The sequence below is a fragment of the Enterococcus sp. C65 genome, assembly GCF_040887165.1.
GTDB lineage: Bacteria > Bacillota > Bacilli > Lactobacillales > Enterococcaceae > Enterococcus_B > Enterococcus_B hirae.
Genome location: NZ_JBFOFG010000006.1, coordinates 160973 through 187513 on the forward strand (window position 1 = coordinate 160973; position 26541 = coordinate 187513).

The window sequence follows — 26541 nt, forward strand, 5'->3', positions numbered from 1 at the left end:
GAATAAGAGAGGATTTTTTAAAATAGCTCCTCATATTTTAGAAAATCATCGCTTATTGTTGAGGAGTTGCTTCTTGAACGCCGTTTATTCGTTTTTAGAGATACTAGAAGAGACTGAGACGAGTTTTGTCCCAATCTCAACTAAAAAAGCAGACAGAAAAATGAATTTCTGTCTGCTGATTCATTGAATCATCCATTTAAACTTTAAAGTTGTTGGATCTTCTTGAAACAACTCGTTCCATCCTTTCATATGGTGAAACGATGGAAATGAATTAAAACTTCAAGAATCTTCTCATCGAAATAATTGATCCTAATGAACCGATAATGATTCCGATCCCAGCCATCAAAGCGTTGATTTTCCACACGATATCCTGTGGTTGGATCAAGGAATAGTGGGAGCGCAATAATGAAGGGTTAAGCATTCGGAATACTTCTTGGTACCCAAATGTAATCAGCAATACCGGAATAATTGCACCGATCAAACCAATCCAGCCACCTTCTAAAAAGAATGGCCAACGAATGTAGCCGTTTTTGGCACCAACTAATCGCATGATTTGAATTTCTTTTTGGCGAGATAAGATCGTGATTCTGATTGTATTTGAAATCAAAAACATTGCAATAAACAATAATAATGCTGCTGCAGCTAAGCCCCATGTTCGAACGGTTCCTGCAAGCTTAAGAATTTTATCTGAAGACGTTCCACCGTAATCCGCGCGAGAAACATTCGCTAATTTTCCGGCTTCTTGAGATACTTGTTTCGTATAAGAAGGTTCTGACGTTTGAACGACATAAACATCATATAACGGGTTGTTATCTCCTTCAAATAAACTCCATGAATTCCCCATAGCATCCTGGATCTTTTTCAACTCTTGGTCTTTACTTGAGAATTTGACACTTTTGACGTGATCAATCTCTTTTAATTGTTTTTCAAGAGTCTTCATATCTTTTTCATTTGTGCCAATATCAACGAAAACAGAAACATCTACGTTGCCTTCGATATCTTCGGCTAGTTTCGTTGCATTCATGATCACAGCCATGAACACCCCAACTAATGTTAATGTGATCGTCACGGCACTCACTGAAGCGACAGTCATCCAGCCGTTACGCTTTAAACTCTTGATACTCTCTAATAAATGTCGGAAAAAGGTTCTAATCATCGTATCCATATTCCCCTTCCGCTTGGTCACGTATGATTCGTCCATTTTCGATGGCGATCACTCGATGACGAATTGTATTCACGATCGTACTGTTATGGGTTGCCATAACGACCGTTGTCCCTTGAGCATTGATTCGGTCCAATAACTTCATGATCTCCCAAGAATTCTCCGGATCTAGATTTCCTGTAGGTTCGTCAGCAATCAATACTTTCGGCGTATTTACGATTGCACGGGCAATCGATACCCGTTGCTGTTCCCCACCAGATAGCTCACTTGGAAAAACACGCACTTTATGTTTCAATCCAACAAGATCTAACACTTCCATCACACGTTTTTTGATATCTCGTGGTTTTCTACCGATTACTTGCATCGCATAAGCGACATTTTCGTAAACTGTTTTTCTCGGCAACAGTTTGTAGTCTTGGAAAACTACCCCGATTTCTCTGCGTAAGTAAGGAACATCTTTGTTTTTGATTGCCATTAAATCATGACCAGCAACATTTAAGGTTCCTTTTGACGCTTTTTCTTCTCGATACATCAATTTGATGAATGTAGATTTCCCAGCCCCTGATGGACCAACTACATAAACGAACTCTCCTTGATCGATAACAACCGATAAATTTCGGATTGCAGTCGTACCATTTGAGTACTTTTTCATGACATCCTTCATTTCAATCATGGCGTTCTCTCCATATCTTTTCTCAGTCTCTCACCATTATAGCATGGTAATGTTTCATCTTGCTTTCAAAATCTTACAATTTTATTTCAATTAAAGTCAACTATTTAGAGGTGCATTTTTAAATATCCGTCAATAAATAAGTCTAAATCGCCATCCATTACAGCTTGAACATTACCAGTTTCTACGTTTGTCCGGTGATCTTTTACCATTGAATATGGATGGAAGACATAGGAACGAATTTGTGAACCCCAACCAATTTCTTTTTGCTCCCCACGCAATGCTGCAGCTTCTTGTTCTTTCTTTTCAACCTCAAGTTGATACAATTTCGCTTTCAACATGCTCATTGCTTGTTCTCGGTTTTTTAATTGTGAACGCTGCGCTTGACTAGCTACGACCGTTCCTGTTGGAAGATGAGTGATCCGAACGGCAGACTCTGTTTTATTGATATGTTGTCCTCCAGCACCGCTTGCTCGGTACGTATCGATCTTCAAGTCATCTGGGTTGATCGCAACATCAATCGTTTCATCTAGTTCTGGCATCACATCGACCGAACAAAACGAAGTGTGGCGCCGTTTGGCTGAATCAAATGGGGAGATCCGAACAAGACGGTGGACACCTTTTTCCGATTTTAAATAGCCATATGCATTATGCCCTTTGATCAGTAAAGTCACACTTTTTATTCCTGCTTCATCCCCTGCTTGGTAATCCAATGTTTCCACTTGGTAGCCATGTTGTTCTGCCCAACGTGTATACATGCGTAACAACATACTTCCCCAGTCTTGGGATTCTGTACCCCCTGCTCCAGGATGAAGTTCGACGATTGCATGGTTGCGATCATATGGACCATCTAAAAGCATGGCTAATTCATACGTCTTCATTTTTTCGTCTAATAGTTGGATTCTATCTTCTGCTTCTTGTTGCATTTGTGCATCTGGTTCTTCTTGCAACATTTCTACCATTAGGGCTAACTCTTCTAATTCTTCAGCTAACGCATTGAATTGATCATACGTTTCTTTATTTGTGTTGTTTTCATTGATCACTTTTTGTGCTGCTTCGCTATCATCCCAAAAACCAGGCTCTGCCATTTTGGCTTCAGCTTCAGCGATGTCTTCTTCCAACCGATCTAAGTCAAAGAGACCTCCTGAAACTTGTGACCTTTTCTTCCATCTCAGCTAATAAGTTACGGATTTCTGAAATCTCCATAAACTTCCCTCTTTCTATCTACATTATTTTATGTTTTATTCAACCACTTTAGTTTAACAGAAACGCTTCATAACAGAAAGAAGGTGAGTCGATTCTTAATCAAAAAGAACCGATCTCACCAATCTTATCTGCTAGCTGTCAAAAATTAGTTCTCATCTTTTCCATGACAGTTTTTATATTTTTTCCCGCTACCACATGGACAAGGATCATTTCTGCCTACTTTGTTCACGTGAACCGGTTGTTTTTTGGCACTTGTGTTGCTATTTTCTTTTGCATCACCGGTAGTTGGTTGAACTGCTTCGCCGGTTGGCACTTGCTCCCGTTGAACATTTTGACGAATCTCAGCTTTCATAAAGAGACGAGTCACTTCATATTCGATCGCTCCAACCATCTCTTCAAACATCTTGTATCCTTCTGTTTGATACTCAACCAATGGATTGTTTTGTCCATATGCTCTAAGACCGATTGATTGGCGTAATTGATCCATAGCATCGATATGATCGGTCCATTTCGAATCCACTACTCGTAGAATGACTACTTTTTCAAATTCTAGTAATTGTTCAGGTCCGTTGAGCTGGTTAGCTTTCGTATTAAATACTTCTTGTGCTAACTCATTTAAATATTCTTTGATCTGTTGCGGTTCTTTCCCTTTAAGGTCATCGATCGAGATACTGTCTTCATGGACTAATGTACTACCTGCAAAATCAACGATTCCTTCAAGGTTCCAGTTGTCTTTTTCTAGTTGTGTGTGTGCATCTACTACCCGACTGATCGTACGTTTGATCATATTCATCATTGGTTTAGACAAACTTGTTTCTTCCATGATGACTTCTTGACGTTGTTTGTAGATAACTTCGCGTTGTTCTCGCATTACATCATCGTATTGTAAGACATTTTTACGAGTATCGTAGTTATTTCCTTCGACACGTTTTTGTGCTGATTCCACTTGTTTTGTCAGCATCTTACTTTGGATCACTGCATCCTCTTCACCGATTTTCATGCGATCTAAGAATGCTTTGATCCGTTCAGAACCAAATCGTTTCATCAGATCATCTTCCAATGAAAGATAGAATTGAGACATCCCTGGGTCTCCTTGACGTCCAGCCCTACCACGTAATTGGTTATCGATACGACGTGATTCATGACGTTCTGTCCCGATAACAGCTAGTCCGCCTAGTTCTCTGACACCAAGTCCCAACTTGATATCTGTACCACGTCCAGCCATATTCGTTGCAATCGTCACCGCACCTTTTTGACCAGCATTCATGATGATCTCCGCTTCTTTGAAGTGGTTTTTCGCATTCAATACTTCATGTGGGATACGTTCACGATTCAACATATCAGACAATAATTCTGAAGTTTCCACTGCTACCGTTCCGACAAGAACAGGTTGTCCTTTGCGGTAACGTTCTTTGATGTCTTGCACCACCGCTTGGAACTTGCTAGTCAATGTTGGATATAACAAATCAGGTCGGTCGTCACGAATGACTGGACGATTTGTTGGGATTTGACAAACTTGAATATTATAGATTTCCCGAAACTCTTCTTCTTCTGTTTTTGCTGTACCAGTCATACCTGACAGTTTCTTATACATTCGGAAATAGTTCTGGAACGTGATTGTCGCCATCGTTTTCGTTTCGTCTTCGATCTCTACGCCTTCTTTTGCTTCAATCGCCTGATGTAATCCATCAGAGTAGCGGCGTCCATCCATGATACGACCAGTAAATTGGTCAACGATCAAGACTTTTCCATCTTGGACCACATAATCAATATCCAAGATCATGATATAGTTGGCACGCAATGCTTGATCCAGATGGTGGGTTAAGGCAGTATTTTCAATATCATATAGATTTTCTAAGCCAAATGTTTCTTCGGCTTTCTCGATCCCCGCTTCAGTCAAGCTGATCGTTTTCGATTGCACATCGATTTTATAATCTTCTTCTTCTTTCAAACGTTTCACAAAATTATCTGTTCTTGTATATAAAGCTGTTGATTTTTCAGCTTGACCTGAAATAATCAACGGTGTTCTTGCTTCATCGATCAAGATCGAATCGACTTCATCGACAATCGCATAATTCAATGGTCTTTGAACCATTTGATGACGATAAACGACCATGTTGTCTCTTAGATAGTCGAAACCTAATTCATTATTGGTGCTATAGGTAATATCACAATTGTAAGCATCTCGTTTTTCGTCCGCTGATTTTGAATTGATATTCAAGCCAACTGTTAAACCTAAAAAGTTATATAATTCGCCCATTTCAGAGGAGTCACGAGTAGCCAAGTATTCATTGACAGTAACGACGTGAACGCCTTCTCCCGTCAATGCATTCAAATAAACCGGCATTGTCGCTGTTAGAGTTTTCCCTTCACCAGTACGCATCTCTGGGATATTTCCATCGTGAAGAACGATCCCCCCCATCAATTGTACATGGTAAGGATAAAGTCCCAACACTCGTTTGGCAGCTTCACGAACTACCGCAAAGGCTTCCGGTAATAATTGATCTAAAGTTTCCCCATTTTGATAGCGAGCTTTAAACTCAGCTGTTTTTGCTTGTAATTGTTCATCTGTTAATGCTGCCATTTCGTCAGCATGATCTTCTACTTTTTTAGCAATACGATCTAAACGTTTTAGTTCTTTTTTATCATTTTCGATAATCGAACGAATAAAATTGGCCATGCGTTGTATAATCTCCTTTTTACATATATTATCCAGATTATGTAGATTCTAGTTTCTATTTTATCATTAGTTCTAGATAATTGAAATATCTTAACACAATTAATGTAATATATTCACAATTAATTCACAATTTCTGACGTAGACAAAAAAGAAGCTGTGGCAAACCGTGAAGGGTTTGCCACAAGCTTTTTACTGCTTTTTCTAATTGTTATTTATCAGTCGGTTTCAATCAAACCGTATTTGCCATCTTTACGACGGTAAACGATACTTGTACCATTGGTTTCTGCATCTTCAAAAATAAAGAAATTATGACCAAGCATGTTCATTTGTAGAACAGCCTCTTCACTGTCCATTGGTTTCAGTGATAAACGTTTCGTACGGACAATGTCTAATTCAGAATCATTTTCATGATCGGCATCGTCAGCTTCGTTATTGAATAATACCGCTGCATCGGCTGTGTTCATACCGGTTTCGCGAGATTTACGGTTAATTTTTGTTTTGAATTTGCGGATTTGTCGTTCCAATTTGTCAACTACCAAATCAATACTTGCATAAAGATCAGGTGATGTTTCTTCGGCACGCAATACAAGATAAGGTAATGGAATAGTTACTTCCACTTTCGCTGTTTTTTCAGTATAAACTTTTAAATTTACATGTGCTGTAGCATCGGGTGCATCACTGAAATAGCGTTCAAGTTTTCCTACTTTTTTCTCAACGTAGTCACGAATCGCTTCAGTTACTTCGATATTTTCACCGCGTACATTGTATCTAAACATAAAAATTACCCCTTTCGTCTACCACAATCAAGAAGGAGAAGGACCACTCTTTCCCTCTTCTTACTACCATTATATCGAACTCTAATCCATTTGCAAACTAAATCGCTATCAAGGACATTCGTTTTTCATTTATTTATCGAGCTAGCGAAAAGGTGCGGATTTTTTCAGGAGCATGTGGCAATAAACAAGAAGCCGCATGGAAAAGGGTTTGCCCCGTCGTATAGACATCGTCTACCAACAATACTTTTTTCCCTTTGATGATCGTTGGAACAACAGCTAATTTGAAAGGTTGGGTAGTTTTTAAACGTTCCTGACGTGTTTTTTGGGATTGTGGAAGTGAATGATCAGAGCGAGTCAGCAGTTGACTATAAGGTATTTTAGCTACTCTCAACATTTCAATGACCTGATTAAACCCACGTTCTTTTAAACGTGCAGTGGCTAGTGGGATTGGACAGATTTGATAATCGCTAAATTCTTGTTGTATTATTTGCAACTGTTTAGCAAATGTACCTGCCAGTCGGACATCTCCCATAAATTTATAGCGCTTTAACCATTCTTTGAAGGCTGAATCATAGTAAAAACAAGCATGATGACTGAAATCATAATTGGGATAGTCGTTTTTCCAGGCAATACAATCTTCACAATACGTAATATCACCAGGCAGTTCTTTCTGGCAAGTTCGACAGCTTTGCTGTTTATTTATCGGACGAAACAAATTTGAACAGTCCTCACAAATTTGAGGCAGAATCTTTCCCAACCCAAGAATCTCGCTGATCTTCAAATTTCGGATGACTTGTTTTTGACAATAACTACAACGATTCATGTGTTTTTTCTCCTCTAGGCTCACTATTTTTCATAGCAAGCTGCTTTTTTCCCTGACGATTCATTTCTTTGATCTCACGACAGGCTAATTTGATAGCTTTTGTCAGTTCTTCATAGAAAAAATAGACTTGGCTATTGGTAAAATCTCCCTTTCGATCGGCTCGACCAGCGATTTGTACAAGGGAAGATTTAGTAAAAACACGGTGATCAGCGCCTAACACGATCACTGACACATTTGCAAATGTTACCCCACGTTCCAAAATCATTGTAGTAAGTAACACATCATATTGTTGCTTTCTCATTTGCTGAACTTTTTCTGAACGGTTTGGATCTTTTGCGGATGCATCAGTAATACGGTACATGGGTAAACAACGCTTTAACAGTGAGGCTAATCGATTCATCAAGGGAATCGACGGACAAAATAATAAGACATGATTTTGTTGGAGCAGCATGTTTAGACACTTCAAAAGTGGTCGAAGTTTTTTTTCTTTCAAACAGTTATTCGGCCAGTCATTCCAAAAAAACAAATGTGGTTCAGGCAATAACCGTTGATGGAAGCGAAGTGGCAATTGATGGATCAAAAAGGTTGAACGGATTTTTTTCAGTAGCTGCTCATTAGGTGTCGCACTTAAATAGATAAATGTTCCTTTTGGTTTAATTGCAGTTTCAACAGCATAAGCTAACCCAGGATCTCCTGCAAAAGGGAACGCATCCACCTCATCGACGACTAACAGATCAAACGCCTGATAAAAACGATACAGCTGATGCGTAGTCGCAATCACGAATGGACTAAAGCGATAGGCTTCTTTCTTTTTTCCATGAAGCAGGACAATGTCTTCTTCTGGAAAAACGCCACAAAAACGCAGGTAAAGTTCGTTACACACATCAACCCTAGGTGAAACTAATGCGACTCGTCCACCTTTTTCTAACGTTTTTATGACCTTTTCATAAAGCATCTCAGTCTTTCCCGCTCCTGTCACAGCCCAAATCATGTGCTGTTTTCCCGAGACATCAGTGACCAAGTTCGTAGAAATCGCTTGTTGAGGTGGCGTTAACTTTCCTGTCCAAGTAAAACAGACATTTCTTTTCGGCAACTCAGGTTGTTCAAATAAAAATAATTCTTGTGTGTTGTCACAACGACCTAAAAAAAGACAAGCAGGACAAAAGAAGATCGGTTGATTTTTCTCTATTTTACCTATTTTTGTTTGCTTGTTGCACCGATTACATTTTAGCCAATTCCCTTGTAAATGAATGGCGGCTAGTTTCTGATAGCGAATCTGTTCAAAACGATCATCGAACCATTCTAACAAGTCTCTCGTAAGTAATCGTCTACCATATAAACTGCATAAACTACTTTTTTTCATCTAATCCCCTAAAAGAAGATACGCTACATCAGTCCATTCTTCAAAAAATTTGAGAAGAAATGGTTATTTGAAACGGTTGGTATAAAAAATAAGCCGAAAAATCCTTGAATAGGCGCCCTATTCGCTGGATTTTTCGGCTTATTTCCGATATGAACATCGTAGTATGCTCTGTCCTTTATTTGTTTTCAATTAAATGGATGGCTTGTTGTAATACTTTTTCGCCATTCATCAACCCATAATCTGCCATATTGATAATATCTAATGGGATTCCTTTTGGCTCTAGACGTTTTTCAAAATCAGCTTTCATGAAGCGGACTTGTGGTCCCAACAGCAAAACATCAACTTCTTTAGAAGCTAGCTGATTATCGGCATCAGAAGCTGATACGGCAAAAATATCCGTATCAATTCCTTGTTCTTCAGCAGCTTTTTGCATTTTTGTTACAAGTAAACTGGTACTCATCCCAGCAGAACATACGAGCATGATTGTTTTTTTAGTCATTTTACTCTCTCCATTCTTTTAACTTTTGCAAACGATTTCTTTTTTGCTTGTGTGATTATTATACAAAAAAGCAAGATAATGTCAACGTTTTCTTATCAGTCGAATAGCCAACTCGATTTAACTAATTGATTGAACACAACATATTCTTTTTTTAAATTGATCACCACAACCTCGTAGCCAGCATTGATCCAGCCATATGCTCCTTTTTCTGGGTGCTTATAATCATTTGCCCACCAATCAGTGCTTTGTCTAGCTGATTTAGGGAGCCCATAACTTGGAAAAAGAAGTTCGTCGATCTGTGTAAATGTTAAAGTAACCTGTGATCCCCCGTTATTTTTTAAATATTGGGTGATGGCGTCATATTTTTTTATGCGTTCTTTCATCCCCATCTCACCTTTCTTTCTTCTATTATCCCATAGACTCTCTTCATTACTCAAGTATTATAAGTGTTGAAACTAAAGGAATAATTCATTATACTTTGACTATTATCAACTACTTGTAAGGAGGAAGCATCACGCTGAATAGTTATAGAACCATCCAAGCAGACGGTCAAGCAGAAATCGAAGTCAAAAAATCTCGTTTTATTTGCTCTATGAAACGAATTGAAACGGAAGCAGAAGCTAAAGCGTTTATTCAGGCAATGAAAAAAGAACATTGGAAAGCAAACCATAACTGTAGTGCTTTCGTTCTCGGTGAAAAAAATGAAATTCAACGCAGTAGTGATGACGGTGAGCCTAGTGGTACGGCAGGTGTCCCAATGCTGGAAGTACTAAAAAAAAATGAATTAATCAATGTGGTCGCTGTCGTCACACGCTATTTTGGTGGGACAAAATTGGGTACCGGTGGTTTGATTCGTGCCTATACACAGGCTGTTTCTCACGCACTAATTGAAATCGGGATCGTTGAAGGAACACAACAGCAAGAAATAGCTGTCCATATCACCTATCCGCAATTAGGTAAATTAGAAAATATGCTTGAGTTGAAACATATTCCTATAAAAGAAACGATCTACACAGACAAAGTCACGGTTCACTGTTTGATTGTAGAAACAGAAGTTACTGCATTTAAAACAGCAGTCGTTGAATTATTGAATGGACAGGTGGAATTTACAGATGGTCCAATTTCCTATCATGAACAACTGGTAGAAGCTGACCAGTAATCACTCTATCCGCTGATCTCGAAATCAAAAAAGAAGAGCCTAGGACAAAACTTGTCTCAGGCTCTTCTTTATTTGGACTGTTTCGTGTCCCTCTTTTATTTCTCTAAATAAAATTCAAAACGATTCCCTACATATTGCGTACGAACATATTCAAATGGGGTACCGTCATCAAAATAAGAAGTTTGGCGTAAACGTAACACAGCATCTCCTTTTTTTACTTCTAAATATTCTGCAATTTTTTCTGAAGCAAGAATGGCTGTGATTGTTTGATTAGCTGCCCCGATCTTATGCCCACTTTTCTCTTCGAGTACCCGATAAAGAGAATTGGTAATTTCAGATTTACTATAGTCTGCAATAATCTTTTGCGGGATACTGGCTACTTCAAAACAGATTGGTATATCATCAGCATAACGAATTCGTTCCATACGAAGAATCGTTTCGTCTTTTTCCAGTTGCAGCTTCTCCATTTCACTAGAACTTGGGGAAGTTAAAAAATAAGAGATTGTCCGACTAGAGGGTACTCGATTCTGTGATTCCATAATTTCAGTAAAACTGGTCGCACCCGACATCTTTTCTTGGACTTTTTCTCTTGCTACATATGTACCTGAGCCAATTTTTCTTTCCAAAATCCCTTCATCAGCCAGGTTTTGAATGGCTTGACGTAAAGTCATTCGACTAACATTGAATTTCACTGCCAATTCTCTTTCAGAAGGAAGGCGATCACCGATTTTCCAAATACCTTGTTCGATTTCACTTTTGATCTGATCATGGATTTGTATATAGACTGGTAGTTGATTCGACATAACGTATATCCGCCCTTTCATTTCCTTTATTATAACTGGTATATACCTGGTTCACAACTGAAAAGGAAAAAGTTTCTTTTGCTCGACTAATTGTCGATCAATCATTTGCCAACCCGATTATTTTATCCAAAAGTTTATGTAAGTAAATGTGTGTCCTTCCTCTTTAATCCAAGTGGAAGGATTGAAAATCATTTTGTAAAATAACAAAATCTCCAAAAGACAGCAAAATCACTGTTTTTTAGAGATTGTGTTATTCTTAACGGTTTTTTGAAAGCCATTTTTTTGTGTGATTGGTTGGACGCTTTGATTTCACTTGTATCGCTTTTTCTGATTTTTTCGGTAACCGGACTTCTACCTGATACTTTTCCGACTTAATCAAATCATAGATTTTCTCTGCAGTCTCATCTACTTTTTCTTTCCACTTCATTTTACTGCCCCCTTTTTTTGATCTATCTACTATTCACTCTAGCCTATTTCTTGATAATCTTCAAGAAACAAGCTGTTTTCACACAAAAAAAGAGTGATCTTAATAGATCACTCCGTACTACTGGGGTAGCTGGATTCGAACCAACGCATGAGGGAGTCAAAGTCCCTTGCCTTACCGCTTGGCTATACCCCAATGAAATGGAGGAGAGTGGATTCGAACCACTGAACCCTAAGGAACGGATTTACAGTCCGTCGCGTTTAGCCACTTCGCTACTCCTCCGAAAGGTTTGTATCAACCTGACTTAGTTATAATACCTAATTTTCCAGATTTTTGCAACCCCTTATTGAAAATTTTTTTGATATTTTTTTATTCGTGTAGATTCCAGTGACGAATAACTGTTTCTATCGCGTTTTCAAGACTCTTTTCTTTCCCAAAATCTTCTTCACCAAAAAAAATTTCAAATTCTTTTGGTCCATAAGCCAAAATTTCCCCAATCATTTTTTTACCAATAAATAACTGAGTCACATCATAAGTTGTTCCTTTGATTTGTTTTTTGACTTCTTCGATACGTACTTCAATATCTTTATTTTTTTTTGACATCTTTTTCCACCTCCATGATAGTTTATCATATTCAATCATGGAATGCCTACCATATGTCTAAAAGTTTTGTTCAACGCTATGCATCATTGAACTAAACCTTCACGTTGAGCGGTGAAATTGGCAGCTGCTCCAATCAAGTTTGCATCATTTCGATAATCACATAATAAAATTTTAGGATCAAAGTCATTTAGTTCTAAATCAGTAGTTAATTGTTTCATTCGTTGATTGATTTCTGTTAATAACCCTGCTTTTGCAGAGATCCCCCCACCAATCACGATGACTTCAGGATCAATCGAAAATTGGATACTAAACAAACCTTTTGTTAAATAATTATAAAAATTATCTACCTCTTCTTTTGCTAGTTCATCCCCTTGTTCTGCTCGTTCAAAGACTTCTTTTCCGCTATAAGTCGTACGTGAAACTCCCAAACGGTCACAGTAACGCCAAGCCATTTGAACTGCTGTACCAAGCTTACTAAATGTTTGATTGCCTTCTAAGAACATCAAGCCAAATTCTCCCCCGTACAAATGAGCGCCTTTATTTAGTTGTCCTTGGGTAAAGATTGCCCCACCTACTCCAGTCCCAAGTACAACAAATGCTACATGTTGATATTCTTTCGCTGCGCCTTCATAATACTCAGCCATTCCAGCACAATTAGCATCATTTTCGATCGTCACTGGTAAATGGAAGAGTTCTTCCAGTTCATGAAAAATATTGAATCCGTGGATATAAGGAATGGCACTAATCCCTTCAATCAGCTGTTTCTCCTGATTCACTACTCCAGGTGCGCTGATTGCTACGCCTTCAATCGCCTTCTGTTTTACAAACGTTTGGAATACCTGTTTTAAATGCGCTTTCATTTCTTCCCATGTCTTAGGAGTCGGAAATTGGCTGGTGTCTTCAAGCGCTTGTCCATTCCAATAGCCATATTTTACTGCGGAACCACCAAAATCAAAAACTAAAATACCCATCATTTATTTGTCTCCTTTTCTCATACTGTTTTTATTTTAAGTCAAGCCACAGTATTTTGAAAGCCTTTTTATGGATGAGTTCAAATTTTCTTTGCTAGAGTTACTTGATCTCGTAAACGTTGGCCATTTTCATAGATTGGCTGTTTATAATTTTTGACAAAATAATCTTTTTCTCTAGAAATTTCCAGGAAGCCAGTTTTTTTATACAGTTGTAAAGCTGCTGATGACGTACTCCCCGTCCGAATAATGACTTGTTGTTGGGTGGTTTTTAACTTTTTCATTTCTTTTAGTGTATGGGTAAGCAACGCGTAGCCGATTCCTTGACCTTGAACTTTTGGAGCTACAGCTAAATTCATTATTTCAAACACTAATTTATTTGTGAGAAAAACGATCACTCCCTGAATGTCGTTTTCTGCTTTCCATATAAAACCAGCCCCTTGATCAATGTATCGTTGGACGTTTTCCTCTTCAGGATCTGCATCCAACAATAATGACCAAGGTAAAGTTGATTGCTCTAGTTTGACAATTCTTTTTTCTTCAGAATGCTCGGTCTTACCTGACTGTTTATTTTTCATCATAATTAGGCATCTCTTTATCTTTCTTATTACGTGTCAATTGGCAATTTAAAGGCACGTAATCGATTCCGCCCCTTACGAATGGATGGCAACGCAAAATGCGTGCTGTCCCCATCAGCGTTCCTTTAAATGCACCGTGTACTTGAATCGCACGTATCATATAGTTTGAACAAGTAGGATAGTACCGACAGCTAGGTGGGAAAGCAGGAGAAATAAACCGTTGATAAAAACGGACAATAGCCACTAAGATTTTTTTCATCTCATCACCTCATTATTAAAGCTTTGATCCTCATTCTCCTATTCATGACAAACGACTGTTCAAAGGAGCAATAATCTGCCAAACAGTGGAATGACTCACAATAAAAAAGGACTTCTCAAAAGCGAAAATTCGTTTTAAGAAATCCTTTGTTTGCTTACACTATCATTTTCACAAAACTCTTTATCTGAAAAAATCTTGGATGTGCAGCCACAAACTTGGTTGAAAAACCTTAAACGGATTTCCACCACCGATAACCCCGTATCCAATCATTGTTCCAGCTATAAATAAAAGAATCAGTAATAGTATGACAACTAAAATCTTCACCAATGTGATTAAAATATACCGTTGGCTACTCATTTTATCACGTCCTTAAACAGTGACTTGAGCTGTTTTATCAGCGGGCGTTTGATCGATTGCCACACGTTCCACATCTGCACCTAAGTTTTGCAATTTAATATGGAATTGATAATAACCACGATCTAAGTATTTAAGATTGCGAACGCGTGTTATGCCATTTGCTTTTAAACCAGCAAGTACTAATGCTGCAGCAGCTCGTAAATCTGTTGCATAAACTTCAGCACCTTGTAATTCATGATTCCCGTCCATAATCGCTACGTTTCCATCAATCTTCACATGGGCGTTCATACGGCGCATTTCTTCTAAATGTTGGAAGCGATTCTCAAAAACTGTTTCAGTCACCATGCTCGTTCCCTCAGCGACTAACTGAATAGCAGTCATTTGGGCTTGCATGTCTGTCGGAAAACCAGGATGAGGCATTGTTTTGACGTCAGTTGGTAAAATATGTTTTGGACCAACAACTCGAATGCCGCCTTCTTCTTCAGTGATCGTTGCACCCATTTCAATTAATTTAGAAATCAACGGACGATTATGTTCTGAGATTGCATCTGCGATCAAGACATTTCCTTCAGTCATCGCTGCTGCTACCATAAAGGTACCTGCTTCGATCCGGTCTTGAACAATTGCGTGTTTCACTGCATGCAGATGATCGACTCCTTCGATACGCATCGTTTCCGTACCAGCACCATAGATATTTGCGCCCATTTTATTTAAAATATTTGCAAGATCTACAATTTCAGGTTCTCGAGCGACGTTTTCGATGATCGTTGTTCCTTTAGCTTTTACTGCTGCCATCATGATATTTTGAGTGGCTCCAACACTTGGAAAATCTAAATAGATCGTGTTACCGATCAATTCATCCGCAATAGCTTCGATGTAGCCATTTTTTTGAATGATTTTCGCACCCAATGCTTGGAATCCTTTAAGATGTAAATCAATTGGACGTTTCCCAATCGCACATCCCCCTGGCATGGCAACTTTTGCATGACCATTTCTAGCAAGTAATGGTCCCATTACAACGATAGAAGCACGCATTTGACTCACATATTCATATGGCGCTTCGATTTCTAATTGTCTTGACGCATCAAGCGTTACTTGATTATTGTCTTCATCAAACACTACATCTACGTTTAAATGACGAATCACTTGATTCATAGTGAAGACGTCAGAAAGAATTGGAACGTTGTCTAAAACGGTTGTTCCTTCTTCAGCCAACAAACTAGCAGCTAAAATAGGTAGAACAGCATTTTTAGCTCCTTCGATTTTTACTGTTCCATTCAATTGTTTGCCACCTTTGACGATGATCTCTTCCATGTTGTTCCCCCCAAAAAATTCCAATGAGCTATAAAGGCTCAAAATCTTTTCTATTATATCATTTCTTTTATTAAAATAGTACCTTTTTTTATAGTACCTTTTTTTTACTGCAGGCTAACGAAAAGATTTCGACACAATGCAATAATTTCTAAGAAGAAATTACTGGCAGTATATCCTAAAAAAATAGAGAAGAATACAATCGCCATTCGAATTTGCGTATCATGCATTTTTTTAAAAAACATCTCAATTCGCAGTGACCGCAACGACCAGAAAGCCAGATAAATAAAAGCTAAATGACTCACGATTCGAATAATTGCATCAATTCCGTATACTTGCATAGTGACGTCCCTTCAAAATTATACTTTTTTTAATAACTAACAAAATGATGATACCATAAATTGGAAAAATAGAGAAATTATTGGTTGTAAAAAGATGGAATTTGTTGGCTAAACGAGACGAGAATTTTCAAGAACTTTACATTCAAATGATGACTCTGTTTCAATACCTTATTTTTATAAACTATTTTAACTACTATTTCACATGCTTTTTTGATGAAAGTTGTTCCTTATTTGCTTATGTACTCATATCATTATAATAGAATTTACCATTGATAATTAAACGATTATTTAATATAAATATATGCCCTCTCTTATAGTGTAGGAACAAAAAATCCTTTGTTTAATTTCTTGATGATCGTACAATCAAGTCTATTTCTTTTTTTTGCCATCTTCTTTGCTTGTACTTTAAGGTCAGCTAAGTTATTTGTTATTGTTTCATTTAAATTCTTTTATCTACATATTCGTTGGTTGATTGTTTCTGGTTTCACTTGATTTTCTTGAAAGGGTGGTTGTTCTGCTACTTTTAGCTCAAATAAATTATTTTTTATTTCATTTAGATACTTTTGTTTACATGTTCGTTGGTTGATTGTTTCTGGTTTCACTTGATTCTCTTGAAAGGGTGGTTGTTCATTCAACGCTTGCCAACTTTTTGGTTTATAACTTTCCCATTCATTTGAAGATGTTTTCCAAGGTGCAGGCACTTCATATCCATCTTCAAAAAAATGTACCTTTCCTTCAAAATCTTTCCAATTGCGAAAGAGATAGCGAATTTCTTTAGGAGTGAAAGCCTTTTTATCTTTTTTTTCTATAATACGTTTCATATCTAAACCATCAATACAATAATAAATGGTTACATTTTCATTATCTCTTGCACTGTCTAATCCAATTTTACAACCTCTAACAATCAGCTGTCCTGTATATTTGCAATTTTTCTTACATAGATGTTCTATATTTTTTTCCGTAGCTTCATGTAGCCCAGGATTAAAATTGATTACTTTATTTTTTTCAGTATCTTGTGTGCGTTGAAAATAGTAAGACCATAAAGGCCACCATTTTTTAAATGGTGAAATATATTTTTTCCAATTTATTGAAAAATCTTTTAAGTATTCAAGATTCATCGGATTTTTTGGGTGATCATATGTAATCGATGAAAAATGATTATTGTACTCTCTGATATCACAGGGACCTTGTCCTTCAGTATCACTTGAATAGAATCCTTTGTTTCTAATTTTTTCAATCTGTTTCTGTAAGTTCTCCGCTTTTAGTGATAAGCCATAAAATAGAATTATTTCCTGTTTCATCGTTCATTTTCCTTCCCATAAGTTTATTTATTTTTAGTTTTCAAGGTAAATAATAGCAGCAATAATCGTCCTCCTTTGAACTTTTTTCTTTTGTCCTAGTCCGATTTAACAAAAAAAATAGTCATACTACGAAAATTAAAACACTCAACGTTCTTCCATAGCGAGAGATTGATTTTTTCTAATCGGTTGTTTTTTTAACTGAGTTCTCTGATCCATAATTGTCTTGTTTTTTTGTTCTGCTGTTTCAAACTCAGCTTTTCTAGCGAGATTTAATTTTATTCGTTCCTTCAAATAAGCAATGTTTTGATCAGTACTAGTATTAAAAAATTGATTTGTTTGATCAGTAGGAATCGATTTATCTTGTATTATTGCATCATAAAATGGCTTTTGGATTTTCTCATTTGGCTGCGGGTGAAACTTATAAATTGGTGGGAGATATTGCTGATAATTTAACTGCCATGTTCGCTTGATGACATCAATTTGGCTACATGGTATTTTCTTTGATATTTCATTTATGTTTATTACGCCGTATTTATCTATCTGTTCTTTTAATTCAGCATCCAGCCTTGACAATTTATATTGCATTGGCATAGTCCATTCAGAATATGTCAAAAGAATCCTATCTATTGAAGTTTCCTTCTGAGAACCATTCAGATGAGATGCGTGTGCTTGTTCTAGGAGAACTTTTAAGTGATTCTTAGCTAAAATTGTAATATCATTGTTGTTCAATCGTACCATTTGTCTAATATTCTCAAATGATAAATTTTTCCTTCCGTGAAATACTTCCGTTAATAATTGCCGTGCTTTTTCTTCAGACTCTACTTTTATTTTATTATTCTCAGCAGTTACATCTATATTATTCTCAATTAAAATGTTTTTTACAGTTTGACAACTCATCTCATGTTTTTTAGCTAATTGCAAAAAAAATAGTTTATGTCTTTGCTCCAACAAACACTTCACTGATTCAACAAGCGCTTGTTCCTTCTTACTTTGAGTGCTTGTCTGCCCATTCTCCAATGGTTGTTGTGTTGAACAGCTGAACTCGCTATTACTTTCTATTGGCACGTTTGTATCTTGTACAAATTCCTTAGTTTCATATAAAGACTCTTGGGCTTTGGTAGACAGCGTTGTTGATTGGGAAGTGTTTCTGATCCCCAACATTTCTTCTATTTCTAGTAACCGTTCGACATCTAATGAGTACTCCAAATGATTTTCCAGTTCGTTCTCTGGAGCAACTTTTTGTTTCTTATACGAAGGAACTTGTACTTTGTTATTCTGTTCTAACACTGCATGACTATCTTGGTTTTGAATCATTTTCAGTTCATTTTCGTTAATAATGTTTTGCAACGTTCTCTTTCTTTGAATTATTTCCGATCGCGAGTGTTGTTGCTCAGCAAGATTACCTGTATTATTTTCCGATAGAGGTGGACCAAAATGATGTCTGTTAGATGGAAACTCCTCTTTTTCTTGTTTTTCTGATTCAAGGCTCTTATTTAAAAGATAGTCCCTAAATTCTTGTAATTGTTTATGTAACGAAACTGTTTGATCATCCGTAAGATTGCCTACTATTTCTGAGTAAGATAGCGTTTTTTGTTGCATATGTGTTTCTTCTTTTGTGTCTTCTGTGGAAAACCGTTGAATTTTTTTGGGCATTATGATACCTCCTTTTTTACTGCAATTAGTTTACCATAGTATCATAATGATGAAAGTTCCATATTTTTATGTAACAAAGAAGTAATTGTTCTTTACTTTTTATGTTTAGAATATAACTACCAATAAAAAAATCCAAAATTCTAAGGAATCTCCTTAAGAATCTTGGATTTTTTAAGGCCTACTTGTTAGGTCCTCATTCGTTGCTTTTAAGAATGTTTTGAAACCTTGATTCGGTTGATCGCACGATGCAAAGCAACTGTCGCACGTTTCAATTCATTCGTATCTTCTTTTTCTTTTGCTTCTGCGATTTGTCGCTCAGCACGTTGTTTGGCTCTTTCTGCCCGAGAAACGTCAATATCTCTTTCACGTTCTGCACTATCGGCAACGATTGAAACAACATTGTCACGAACCTCCATGATTCCGCCATTGACAGCAATCCAATCGACGTGGGTATCAGAGTCTGTTCTCTTCACACGGACTTCATCAATTGTTAATGGAACAATGATCGGCGCATGTTTAGGTAAAATACCAAGTTCCCCCGCTGTAGTACGTGCTACTACGATCGCTGCATGGTGATCATAGACCAAACCGTCAGGAGTCACCACATTCACAGTTAAATATTGATCCATGGGGCACCCCTTTCTAGTAGCCTAGTTTTTTCGCTTTTTCTACGACGTCTTCTATTCTACCAACACTTCGGAATGCTTCTTCAGGAAGATCATCGTATTTACCTTCTAAGATTTCACGGAAACCTTTGACTGTTTCTTCAACTGGTACATAAGAACCAGGAAGACCTGTAAATTGTTCCGCTACGTTAAAGTTTTGTGACAAGAAGAATTGAACTCTACGTGCACGTGAAACTAAAACTTTTTCTTGATCAGATAATTCATCCATCCCTAAGATCGCAATGATATCTTGTAATTCACGGTAACGTTGTAAGACATGTTGGACTTCAGTCGCTACTTTATAATGTTCTTCACCAACGATTTCAGGTGCCAAAGCACTTGAAGATGAAGCCAATGGGTCCACGGCTGGATAGATCCCTTGTTCTGTCAATTTACGCTCTAAGTTTGTTGTAGCATCTAAGTGGGCAAATGCTGTTGCTGGCGCTGGGTCAGTATAGTCATCGGCTGGTACATAGATTGCTTGGATCGAAGTGATCGAACCTTTTTTCGTTGATGTGATACGTTCTTGTAATTGACCCATTTCAGTTGCTAACGTTGGTTGGTAACCAACGGCAGAAGGCATACGACCTAAAAGGGCAGATACTTCTGAACCAGCTTGGGTGAAACGGAAAATATTATCAATAAACAATAGCACGTCTTGACCTTCTACATCACGGAAGTATTCAGCGATCGTCAAACCAGTCAAAGCTACCCGCATCCGAGCACCTGGTGGTTCGTTCATTTGTCCGAACACCATCGCTGTTTTTTCGATAACGCCTGAATCTTTCATTTCATAGTAAAGGTCATTTCCTTCACGAGTACGTTCCCCAACACCGGTAAATACAGAAATACCACCATGTTCTTGGGCAATATTATGGATCAATTCTTGGATCAATACCGTTTTACCTACACCGGCACCACCGAATAATCCAACTTTCCCACCTTTTAAGTAAGGTGCTAACAAATCGATAACTTTAATCCCAGTTTCAAGGATCTCCGTACTAGTACTTAATTCATCAAAGCTTGGTGCTTTTTTATGAATCTCACTACGTTCTGCATCTTCTGGGAAAGATGATCCTAAATCGATCGTATCTCCTAAAACGTTGAATACACGTCCTAGTGTATCTTTCCCTACTGGAACAGAAATGGCTTTACCAGTATCGATAACTTCCATACCACGTTGTAAACCATCTGTTGATTCCATGGCAATGGTACGGATCACTCCGTCCCCTAATTCTAATGCTGTTTCAAGAACAACTTTTGATTTTTTCTCATCATTTTTATAAACAACTAATGCGTTGTTGATATCTGGTAAGGATTGGTCTAAAGAAAATTCCACGTCGACAACGGGACCGATTACTTGAACAATCTTGCCTGAACTCATCTTTTTTCCTCCAATCTCAATACTATTCTAGCGCCGAAGCTCCGGCAACAATTTCGGTAATTTCTTGGGTAATAGCCCCTTGTCTTGCACGGTTATAAGATACCGTCAAATCATCAATGATCGTTGCAGCATTATCCGTTGCTGTCTTCATGGCAGTCATGCCGGCAGCGTGTTCTGCTGTCTTCGCATCAACGATTGCACCATAGATTAAGCTTTCCGCATATTGAGGCAATAACTGCGCCAAGATTTCTTCTTTTGAAGGTTCAAAAATGTATTCTTGGTCAAAAGTAGTTGCTTCTTCTGGATCTAAATCTGAAATTGGCAGCATTTTTTCTACACGAAATTGGCTAGTTAGTGAATTGATATGATGATTGTAGCATACGTACAATTCATCAAATACTTCATTTTGATACATCGTTGTTGCCATACCTACGATTTTACGCACTTCATCAAAACTTGGTTGGTCCGATAAATTACGTAATTCGTAAGCCAAATTAATTCCTCTAGCTTTGAAGAAATCTGCACCTGTACCTCCGATTGCGATCATCACATAATCGTCAGGAGATTTATGGTCTTCTTCTAAAATAGACATTGTTTGCTTTAAAATCGAACTGTTATAGCCACCAACTAAACCACCATCAGCGGTAATCACGATATACCCCGTTTTCTTTACCGGACGGCTGATTAACATACTATTGTAATTGATATCTCCACGAGGATTATCAGAAGCAATATCATTTAGTTGAGTAGCTGTCAAATGAGTGACGATTTCTCTGACTTTATTTGCATAAATCTGAAACTTCTGAGAAGAAGCTTCAGATTTTGTCAGTTTAGAAGCGGACACCATTTGCATTGCTCGAGTGATTTGACTCGTTTTCTTCGTTGAAGCAATCCGAGTCTTGATTTCATTTAATGAAGCGCCCATTCATCTCACCTCACTATGCATTTTGAATGGATTTCAATTTGTCTTCTGTTGAAGAAGTGTTTCCTTTTGTCGCTAAGAAAATATCTTTGTATTCTTGGATCGCTTGATTCAATCGTTCTTCTTCTGGAAGATCTTTCGTTGTACGGATTGTTTCAAAGATATCTGCATGATTCGTATCTAGATATTCAAATAATTCATGTTCAAAATCTAAGATGCTGTCAACTGGAATACTATCTAAGAATCCATGTGTCAAAGCATATAAGATAACTACTTGTTTTTCAACAGCTAGTGGTGCATGAAGTTTTTGTTTCAAGATCTCAACTGTACGACGTCCACGATTCAATTTCGCTTGAGTCGCAGCATCTAAATCAGAACCAAATTGGGTAAATGCTTCTAATTCACGGTAACTTGCTAAGTCAAGACGTAATGTTCCTGCCACTTTTTTCATTGCTTTGATTTGAGCAGAACCACCTACACGGGAAACGGATAAACCAGCATCAACGGCTGGACGAGTTCCGGCGTAGAACAAGTCACTTTCTAAGAAGATTTGTCCGTCAGTGATTGAAATAACGTTTGTTGGAATATAAGCAGAGATATCTCCAGCTTGTGTTTCAACAAATGGTAAAGCAGTCATTGAACCGCCACCTAAATCATCACTTAGTTTTGCCGCACGTTCTAGTAAACGTGAGTGCAAGTAGAAAACATCCCCTGGATAAGCTTCACGACCTGGAGGACGGCGTAATAGCAATGAAAGTTCACGATAAGCAACAGCTTGTTTTGATAAGTCATCAAAGATAATCAATACATGTTTGCCGTTGTACATGAATTCTTCACCCATTGCAGTTCCTGCATAAGGCGCAATATAAAGTAATGGCGCAGGTTGTGATGCACCCGCATTGACTACGATCGTGTAATCCATTGCTCCATATTTTTTCAAAGTTTCTACTTGTGTACGCACAGTAGAATCCTTTTGACCGATCGCCACATAGATACAGATCATATCTTGACCTTTTTGGTTAAGGATCGTATCGATTGCGATAGATGTTTTACCCGTTTTACGGTCACCAATAACTAATTCACGTTGACCGCGTCCGATTGGAACTAAAGCATCGATGGCTTTTAGACCTGTTTGCATTGGTTCATTGACAGATTTACGTTGCATAACGCCTGGTGCCATCGCTTCGACTGGTCGAGCTTTATCTGTAACGATTTCTCCTAACCCATCGATTGGTTGACCTAGCGGATTAACGACACGTCCGATCAAGGCGTCCCCAACTGGAACTTCCATGATTTTACCTGTTCGTTTTACTTTGTCTCCTTCACGAATGGATTCGAAATCCCCAAGGATAATGATACCTACATCATTTGATTCTAAGTTTTGCGCCATTCCGTATGAGCCGTTTGAAAATTCAAGCAACTCACCACTCATCGCATTTTCTAAACCGTGTGCACGAGCAATCCCGTCACCGACATAAGTCACGGTACCGATTTCTTCGACTGAAAGCACGTTTTGATAATTTTCAATTTGTTCTTTGATCAAGGCACTAATTTCTTCTGCTTTGATAGCCATTCGATTCACCTACCTCTTTGTACTATCTATTTAATTGATTACGCATTTTTTCTAATTGCGTGCGAATGCTTCCGTCGATCACTCGATGGTTGGCTTCAACAATTGCCCCACCAATAATAGAAGAATCAACGATTTGCTTCAATTCAACTGTTTGATAGTCCATTGTTTTTGCAACATTCATTTCTAGTTTTTGTAATTGTTCATCAGAAAGTGGTACTGCTGTTTTTACACTACCTAAAAGTAGTCCTTTGTAATCGTTGTAACGGTGTTCGTATTCATCGATCATAAACGATAATTCAGACATCCGATTATAACTATAGACCACTTCTAAAAAGTTTTTCACGATACCGTCAAACCCACTGACAAGTTTATCCATAATGATTCGTTTTTCGTGAGGTTCTAAGCGGACGTCACTAAGTACGTTGCCTAATCCAGGTACTTCACTATAGATTTGGCGTAAGCTTAGTAATTCTTGGTAAATTTCTTCTGCGCTATTTGAATCGATCGCCAGTTCAAATAGTGCTTTACCGTAGCGTCTGCCGACAGTATATTTATCTAGTTTCATTTGAAGAACCTAGACCTTCGATATATTGATTGATTAAAGATTCATGCATTTCTGGAGACAATTCTTTGTTCAAGATTTTAGCCGCGATTTGAAGAGAAAGATCTGCTACATCATCTTTTACAGAGTTTAAAGCTGTATCACGTTCTAACATGATATCAGTTTGCGCTTTGCTTTTTAGACGTGCAACTTCTTCTTGCGTTTCCTTCAAAATATTTTGACGGCTTAATTCTCCACTTTCTTTCGCATTTTTAATGATATCAGCTGCATCAGAGCGAGACGCTAACAATTGTTGTTCGCGTTCTTGTTCCATTTTTGCTGAATTGATGCGAGATTTTTCGGCAGAATCTAAATCATTGGCGATCTTATCTTCACGTTTTTTCAAAATATCGCTGATTGGTCCCCAAGCAAAATGTTTCAATAGAAACATTAGTATCAAAAATGAGCCGCTGACAACGATGATATTACCTAACATCGGATTACCAACTTCTGCAATTGCCAATTGATTCAGCATAGGCTAGCCTTCCTTTCTTTAAGGTGTATCTCATGGATGATGAAGGAATCCTGACTTCAATGATTGAAACAGCCTCCTCAACGCCTTTTGTTCTAGTATTATGATGAAACAACTCAATTATTTTGAAAATAATCAGGTTGTTTTTTTTCAGTTTTTGACAATTAAAAGAGGATTAGTGACAGTAGTCCTATCCTCAAACAGTTAATTGATTAAACAGCAAAGACTAGAATCAAGGCAATAACCACACCTAGAATAGGAACAGCTTCAACTAGGGCTACCCCGATGAACATTGTTGTACGTAATTGACCAGACATTTCAGGTTGGCGTGCCATTGATTCGATTGTTTTAGAGATTACTTGACCATTACCATAACCAGCTCCGATAGCTGCTCCCATGATTGCGATTGCTGCTGCGATATAATTCATAATTTATTTCCTCCTAAATATAGATAAATAGTAGTTTGTTAAAAACGATGTTACTCTTCTACTTCAATCTTATGGCTCATATATACCATCGATAAAGTGACAAAGACAAATGCTTGGATGCTTCCGATAAACAATGAGAATGCGATCCAGACCATCTCTAAAGGAATTGCTAACGGTAATGAGAACCAACCTAAATTATTCATCATATTGGCAATCAAGGTAAGTAAAACTTCCCCCGCGTAGATATTCCCGTAAAGACGCAAAGCAAGTGTTAATAGGTTCGTAAATTCTTCGATCAGCTTCATTGGAAACATGAAACTATATGGTTTCAAGAACGAATTTACAAAATACCCTTTAAATCCAAGCTTTTTCACCCCGAATAAATGAGTAAGTGTGATCATTATAAATGCCAAAGTTAAAGTAACAAACGGGTCTGCTGTCGGACTTTTCCAAAGTGTTGTTTCGCTAGGTAAGACGATTTTCGTTATTAAACCTATATTATTTGCCACGAAGACAAACAAGAACAATGTAAAAGCCAACAAATGAAAATTATTCAATTCTTTTCTAGGCAGATTATCTGTTACGATCCCTCGGGTAAAGTCAATGACCCATTCCAGCGCATTTTGTTTCCCCGTTGGTTTCATCTTAAGATTTCTTGTAAAGAAGTAAACTAAGAAGAAGACAATCAAACAGGTCAATAACACCATCATACAAACAGTACCATCAAACCAAACCGGTCCAATATGGAACGTTAGCGAGCGTTCATCCAATCCATTTCACCTCTTTTCCCTGAATTTCACATAAAATCAAATTCATGTGTACATCTGGTTTTTCTAAATCGTTTTCTAACCAAACGGTATCATACCACCATGAAACAGAAAATTCAAAACATTTTCATGAAAATCAGACAATTTTTTATTTCAGTCAAAAAAGTTTGCTTTTTCCTAGAAATCATCGTGGCGTTTTACAAGAAAAAACCTGTGATATCATGCTTTATCAGATTAAATGCTAACAAATTTTATCATTAAGTAAACCTAAAAGCACCGAATATGCGAAAAAGGATAATGAAATTATCTAGAGAAATTTTTTAATGTTCGATCAATTTGACGATCCACATCTTTTCTTTTTAGATCTTCTCGCTTGTCATAAGATTTCTTCCCTTTCGCAAGACCAATCAAAACTTTGGCATACCCATCACGAATATATACTTTTAAGGGGACGATCGTGACCCCGGTATTTTTTGTTTCAGTCTCTAGCCGTGAAATCTGTTTTTTGTGTAATAGTAACTTTCTTGTTCGTAACGGATCATGGTTAAAAATATTGCCTTGTTCATAGGGACTGATATGAACATTATGCAAAAATGCTTCACCGTTTCGAATACGGACAAATCCATCTTTCAAATTGATTCGGCTGTTTCGGATCGATTTGATTTCTGTTCCTTGCAGCACCATTCCTGCTTCCATCGTATCGATAATCGAATAATCATGGCGAGCCTTTTTATTTTGGGCGATTAACTTTCCGTCGCCTTTTGGCATATGACATTCCTCCAAACTGGTATTC

General features: G+C 37.6%; 30 protein-coding genes and 2 tRNA genes. 1 reads left to right on the forward strand and 31 read right to left on the reverse strand.

Features of this window, described 5'->3' with window-relative positions; translation table 11 throughout:
* Positions 1-271: 271 nt before the first annotated feature.
* From ftsX to AB3I12_RS08635, 9 genes are all read right to left on the reverse strand, one after another.
* A complete protein-coding gene (ftsX, locus tag AB3I12_RS08595) occupies positions 272-1156 on the reverse strand; it encodes a permease-like cell division protein FtsX (RefSeq protein WP_278250225.1) in 885 nt (294 codons plus the stop codon).
* Positions 1149-1835, reverse strand: coding sequence for a cell division ATP-binding protein FtsE (gene ftsE, locus AB3I12_RS08600; RefSeq protein ID WP_010718569.1), 687 nt, complete (start codon positions 1833-1835; stop codon positions 1149-1151). The genes ftsX and ftsE overlap by 8 nt, the downstream gene beginning before the upstream one ends.
* Positions 1836-1939: 104 nt before the next feature.
* Positions 1940-3038 (reverse strand): peptide chain release factor 2 gene (gene prfB, locus AB3I12_RS08605; RefSeq protein WP_178243920.1). Its coding sequence is split into 2 segments (ribosomal slippage): positions 1940-2965 and positions 2967-3038, totalling 1098 coding nucleotides; the frame shifts between segments, so codons are not numbered across the junction.
* A gap of 145 nt (positions 3039-3183) precedes the next feature.
* Positions 3184-5718 carry a preprotein translocase subunit SecA gene (secA, locus tag AB3I12_RS08610; RefSeq protein ID WP_063627396.1) on the reverse strand — a complete coding sequence of 845 codons (2535 nt, stop codon included), beginning with the start codon at positions 5716-5718 and terminating at the stop codon, positions 3184-3186.
* A 215-nt stretch (positions 5719-5933) separates the two neighbouring features.
* Positions 5934-6494: a ribosome-associated translation inhibitor RaiA gene (gene raiA, locus AB3I12_RS08615; protein ID WP_010718572.1), complete on the reverse strand. Its 561-nt coding sequence runs from the start codon at positions 6492-6494 to the stop codon at positions 5934-5936.
* Positions 6495-6627: 133 nt separating this feature from the next.
* Positions 6628-7317 (reverse strand): ComF family protein, encoded by a 690-nt coding sequence (locus AB3I12_RS08620; RefSeq protein ID WP_063627397.1) that lies wholly within the window; start codon positions 7315-7317, stop codon positions 6628-6630.
* The gene (locus AB3I12_RS08625) at positions 7304-8680 is read right to left on the reverse strand and encodes a DEAD/DEAH box helicase (RefSeq protein ID WP_063627398.1); all 1377 of its coding nucleotides are present in this window, start codon (positions 8678-8680) and stop codon (positions 7304-7306) included. Before AB3I12_RS08625 ends, AB3I12_RS08620 begins: the two co-directional genes overlap by 14 nt.
* 175 nt (positions 8681-8855) lie before the next feature.
* On the reverse strand, positions 8856-9179 hold the full coding sequence (locus AB3I12_RS08630) for a PTS sugar transporter subunit IIB (protein WP_010718577.1): 324 nt from the start codon (positions 9177-9179) through the stop codon (positions 8856-8858).
* 95 nt (positions 9180-9274) lie between these two features.
* A complete protein-coding gene (locus tag AB3I12_RS08635) occupies positions 9275-9562 on the reverse strand; it encodes a hypothetical protein (protein WP_010718578.1) in 288 nt (95 codons plus the stop codon).
* A gap of 134 nt (positions 9563-9696) precedes the next feature.
* Between AB3I12_RS08635 and AB3I12_RS08640 the strand changes: the two genes are divergently transcribed.
* The gene (locus AB3I12_RS08640; RefSeq protein ID WP_025480523.1) at positions 9697-10338 is read left to right on the forward strand and encodes a YigZ family protein; all 642 of its coding nucleotides are present in this window, start codon (positions 9697-9699) and stop codon (positions 10336-10338) included.
* A gap of 95 nt (positions 10339-10433) precedes the next feature.
* Here the strand turns inward: AB3I12_RS08640 and AB3I12_RS08645 are convergent, their stop codons facing one another.
* The 22 genes from AB3I12_RS08645 to smpB all read right to left on the reverse strand — a co-directional run bounded on the left by AB3I12_RS08645 (position 10434) and on the right by smpB (position 26516).
* Positions 10434-11141 carry a GntR family transcriptional regulator gene (locus AB3I12_RS08645; protein WP_010718580.1) on the reverse strand — a complete coding sequence of 236 codons (708 nt, stop codon included), beginning with the start codon at positions 11139-11141 and terminating at the stop codon, positions 10434-10436.
* A 256-nt stretch (positions 11142-11397) separates the two neighbouring features.
* The gene (locus AB3I12_RS08650; protein WP_010718581.1) at positions 11398-11568 is read right to left on the reverse strand and encodes a hypothetical protein; all 171 of its coding nucleotides are present in this window, start codon (positions 11566-11568) and stop codon (positions 11398-11400) included.
* A gap of 120 nt (positions 11569-11688) precedes the next feature.
* Positions 11689-11760: transfer RNA gene (locus AB3I12_RS08655), tRNA-Gln, on the reverse strand.
* Between the two features lie 6 nt (positions 11761-11766).
* A tRNA-Tyr gene (locus tag AB3I12_RS08660) sits at positions 11767-11847 on the reverse strand.
* Between the two features lie 87 nt (positions 11848-11934).
* A complete protein-coding gene (locus tag AB3I12_RS08665) occupies positions 11935-12168 on the reverse strand; it encodes a DUF2969 domain-containing protein (protein ID WP_010718582.1) in 234 nt (77 codons plus the stop codon).
* 83 nt (positions 12169-12251) lie between these two features.
* Positions 12252-13139 carry an ROK family protein gene (locus AB3I12_RS08670; RefSeq protein WP_025480524.1) on the reverse strand — a complete coding sequence of 296 codons (888 nt, stop codon included), beginning with the start codon at positions 13137-13139 and terminating at the stop codon, positions 12252-12254.
* Positions 13140-13219: 80 nt separating this feature from the next.
* Positions 13220-13717 carry an N-acetyltransferase gene (locus AB3I12_RS08675; protein ID WP_063627400.1) on the reverse strand — a complete coding sequence of 166 codons (498 nt, stop codon included), beginning with the start codon at positions 13715-13717 and terminating at the stop codon, positions 13220-13222.
* Entirely contained in the window at positions 13704-13973 is a 270-nt protein-coding gene (gene yidD / locus AB3I12_RS08680) for a membrane protein insertion efficiency factor YidD (protein ID WP_063627401.1), read from the reverse strand. Before yidD ends, AB3I12_RS08675 begins: the two co-directional genes overlap by 14 nt.
* A gap of 180 nt (positions 13974-14153) precedes the next feature.
* Positions 14154-14330 (reverse strand): DNA-directed RNA polymerase subunit beta, encoded by a 177-nt coding sequence (locus AB3I12_RS08685; RefSeq protein WP_010718586.1) that lies wholly within the window; start codon positions 14328-14330, stop codon positions 14154-14156.
* 12 nt (positions 14331-14342) lie between these two features.
* A complete protein-coding gene (gene murA, locus AB3I12_RS08690; RefSeq protein ID WP_010718587.1) occupies positions 14343-15644 on the reverse strand; it encodes a UDP-N-acetylglucosamine 1-carboxyvinyltransferase in 1302 nt (433 codons plus the stop codon).
* Positions 15645-15748: 104 nt separating this feature from the next.
* Positions 15749-15982 carry a DUF1146 family protein gene (locus AB3I12_RS08695; protein ID WP_010718588.1) on the reverse strand — a complete coding sequence of 78 codons (234 nt, stop codon included), beginning with the start codon at positions 15980-15982 and terminating at the stop codon, positions 15749-15751.
* A gap of 449 nt (positions 15983-16431) precedes the next feature.
* Positions 16432-17283: a hypothetical protein gene (locus AB3I12_RS08700; RefSeq protein ID WP_231105510.1), complete on the reverse strand. Its 852-nt coding sequence runs from the start codon at positions 17281-17283 to the stop codon at positions 16432-16434.
* A gap of 144 nt (positions 17284-17427) precedes the next feature.
* Positions 17428-18936: a hypothetical protein gene (locus AB3I12_RS08705; RefSeq protein WP_231105511.1), complete on the reverse strand. Its 1509-nt coding sequence runs from the start codon at positions 18934-18936 to the stop codon at positions 17428-17430.
* 206 nt (positions 18937-19142) lie between these two features.
* On the reverse strand, positions 19143-19565 hold the full coding sequence (locus AB3I12_RS08710) for a F0F1 ATP synthase subunit epsilon (RefSeq protein ID WP_010718593.1): 423 nt from the start codon (positions 19563-19565) through the stop codon (positions 19143-19145).
* Between the two features lie 13 nt (positions 19566-19578).
* Positions 19579-20985, reverse strand: coding sequence for a F0F1 ATP synthase subunit beta (gene atpD, locus AB3I12_RS08715; RefSeq protein ID WP_010718594.1), 1407 nt, complete (start codon positions 20983-20985; stop codon positions 19579-19581).
* A gap of 22 nt (positions 20986-21007) precedes the next feature.
* A complete protein-coding gene (locus AB3I12_RS08720; RefSeq protein WP_010737986.1) occupies positions 21008-21910 on the reverse strand; it encodes a F0F1 ATP synthase subunit gamma in 903 nt (300 codons plus the stop codon).
* 13 nt (positions 21911-21923) lie between these two features.
* Positions 21924-23480 carry a F0F1 ATP synthase subunit alpha gene (gene atpA, locus AB3I12_RS08725; protein ID WP_010718596.1) on the reverse strand — a complete coding sequence of 519 codons (1557 nt, stop codon included), beginning with the start codon at positions 23478-23480 and terminating at the stop codon, positions 21924-21926.
* A 22-nt stretch (positions 23481-23502) separates the two neighbouring features.
* A complete protein-coding gene (gene atpH / locus AB3I12_RS08730) occupies positions 23503-24045 on the reverse strand; it encodes an ATP synthase F1 subunit delta (RefSeq protein ID WP_034699144.1) in 543 nt (180 codons plus the stop codon).
* On the reverse strand, positions 24032-24556 hold the full coding sequence (gene atpF, locus AB3I12_RS08735) for a F0F1 ATP synthase subunit B (protein WP_010718598.1): 525 nt from the start codon (positions 24554-24556) through the stop codon (positions 24032-24034). Before atpF ends, atpH begins: the two co-directional genes overlap by 14 nt.
* Positions 24557-24765: 209 nt before the next feature.
* Positions 24766-24981, reverse strand: a complete 216-nt coding sequence (gene atpE, locus AB3I12_RS08740) for an ATP synthase F0 subunit C (protein ID WP_010718599.1) — start codon at positions 24979-24981, stop codon at positions 24766-24768.
* A gap of 50 nt (positions 24982-25031) precedes the next feature.
* Positions 25032-25751 (reverse strand): F0F1 ATP synthase subunit A, encoded by a 720-nt coding sequence (gene atpB, locus AB3I12_RS08745; protein WP_010718600.1) that lies wholly within the window; start codon positions 25749-25751, stop codon positions 25032-25034.
* Positions 25752-26051: 300 nt separating this feature from the next.
* A complete protein-coding gene (smpB, locus tag AB3I12_RS08750) occupies positions 26052-26516 on the reverse strand; it encodes an SsrA-binding protein SmpB (RefSeq protein ID WP_010718601.1) in 465 nt (154 codons plus the stop codon).
* Between the last annotated feature and the right edge of the window lie 25 nt (positions 26517-26541).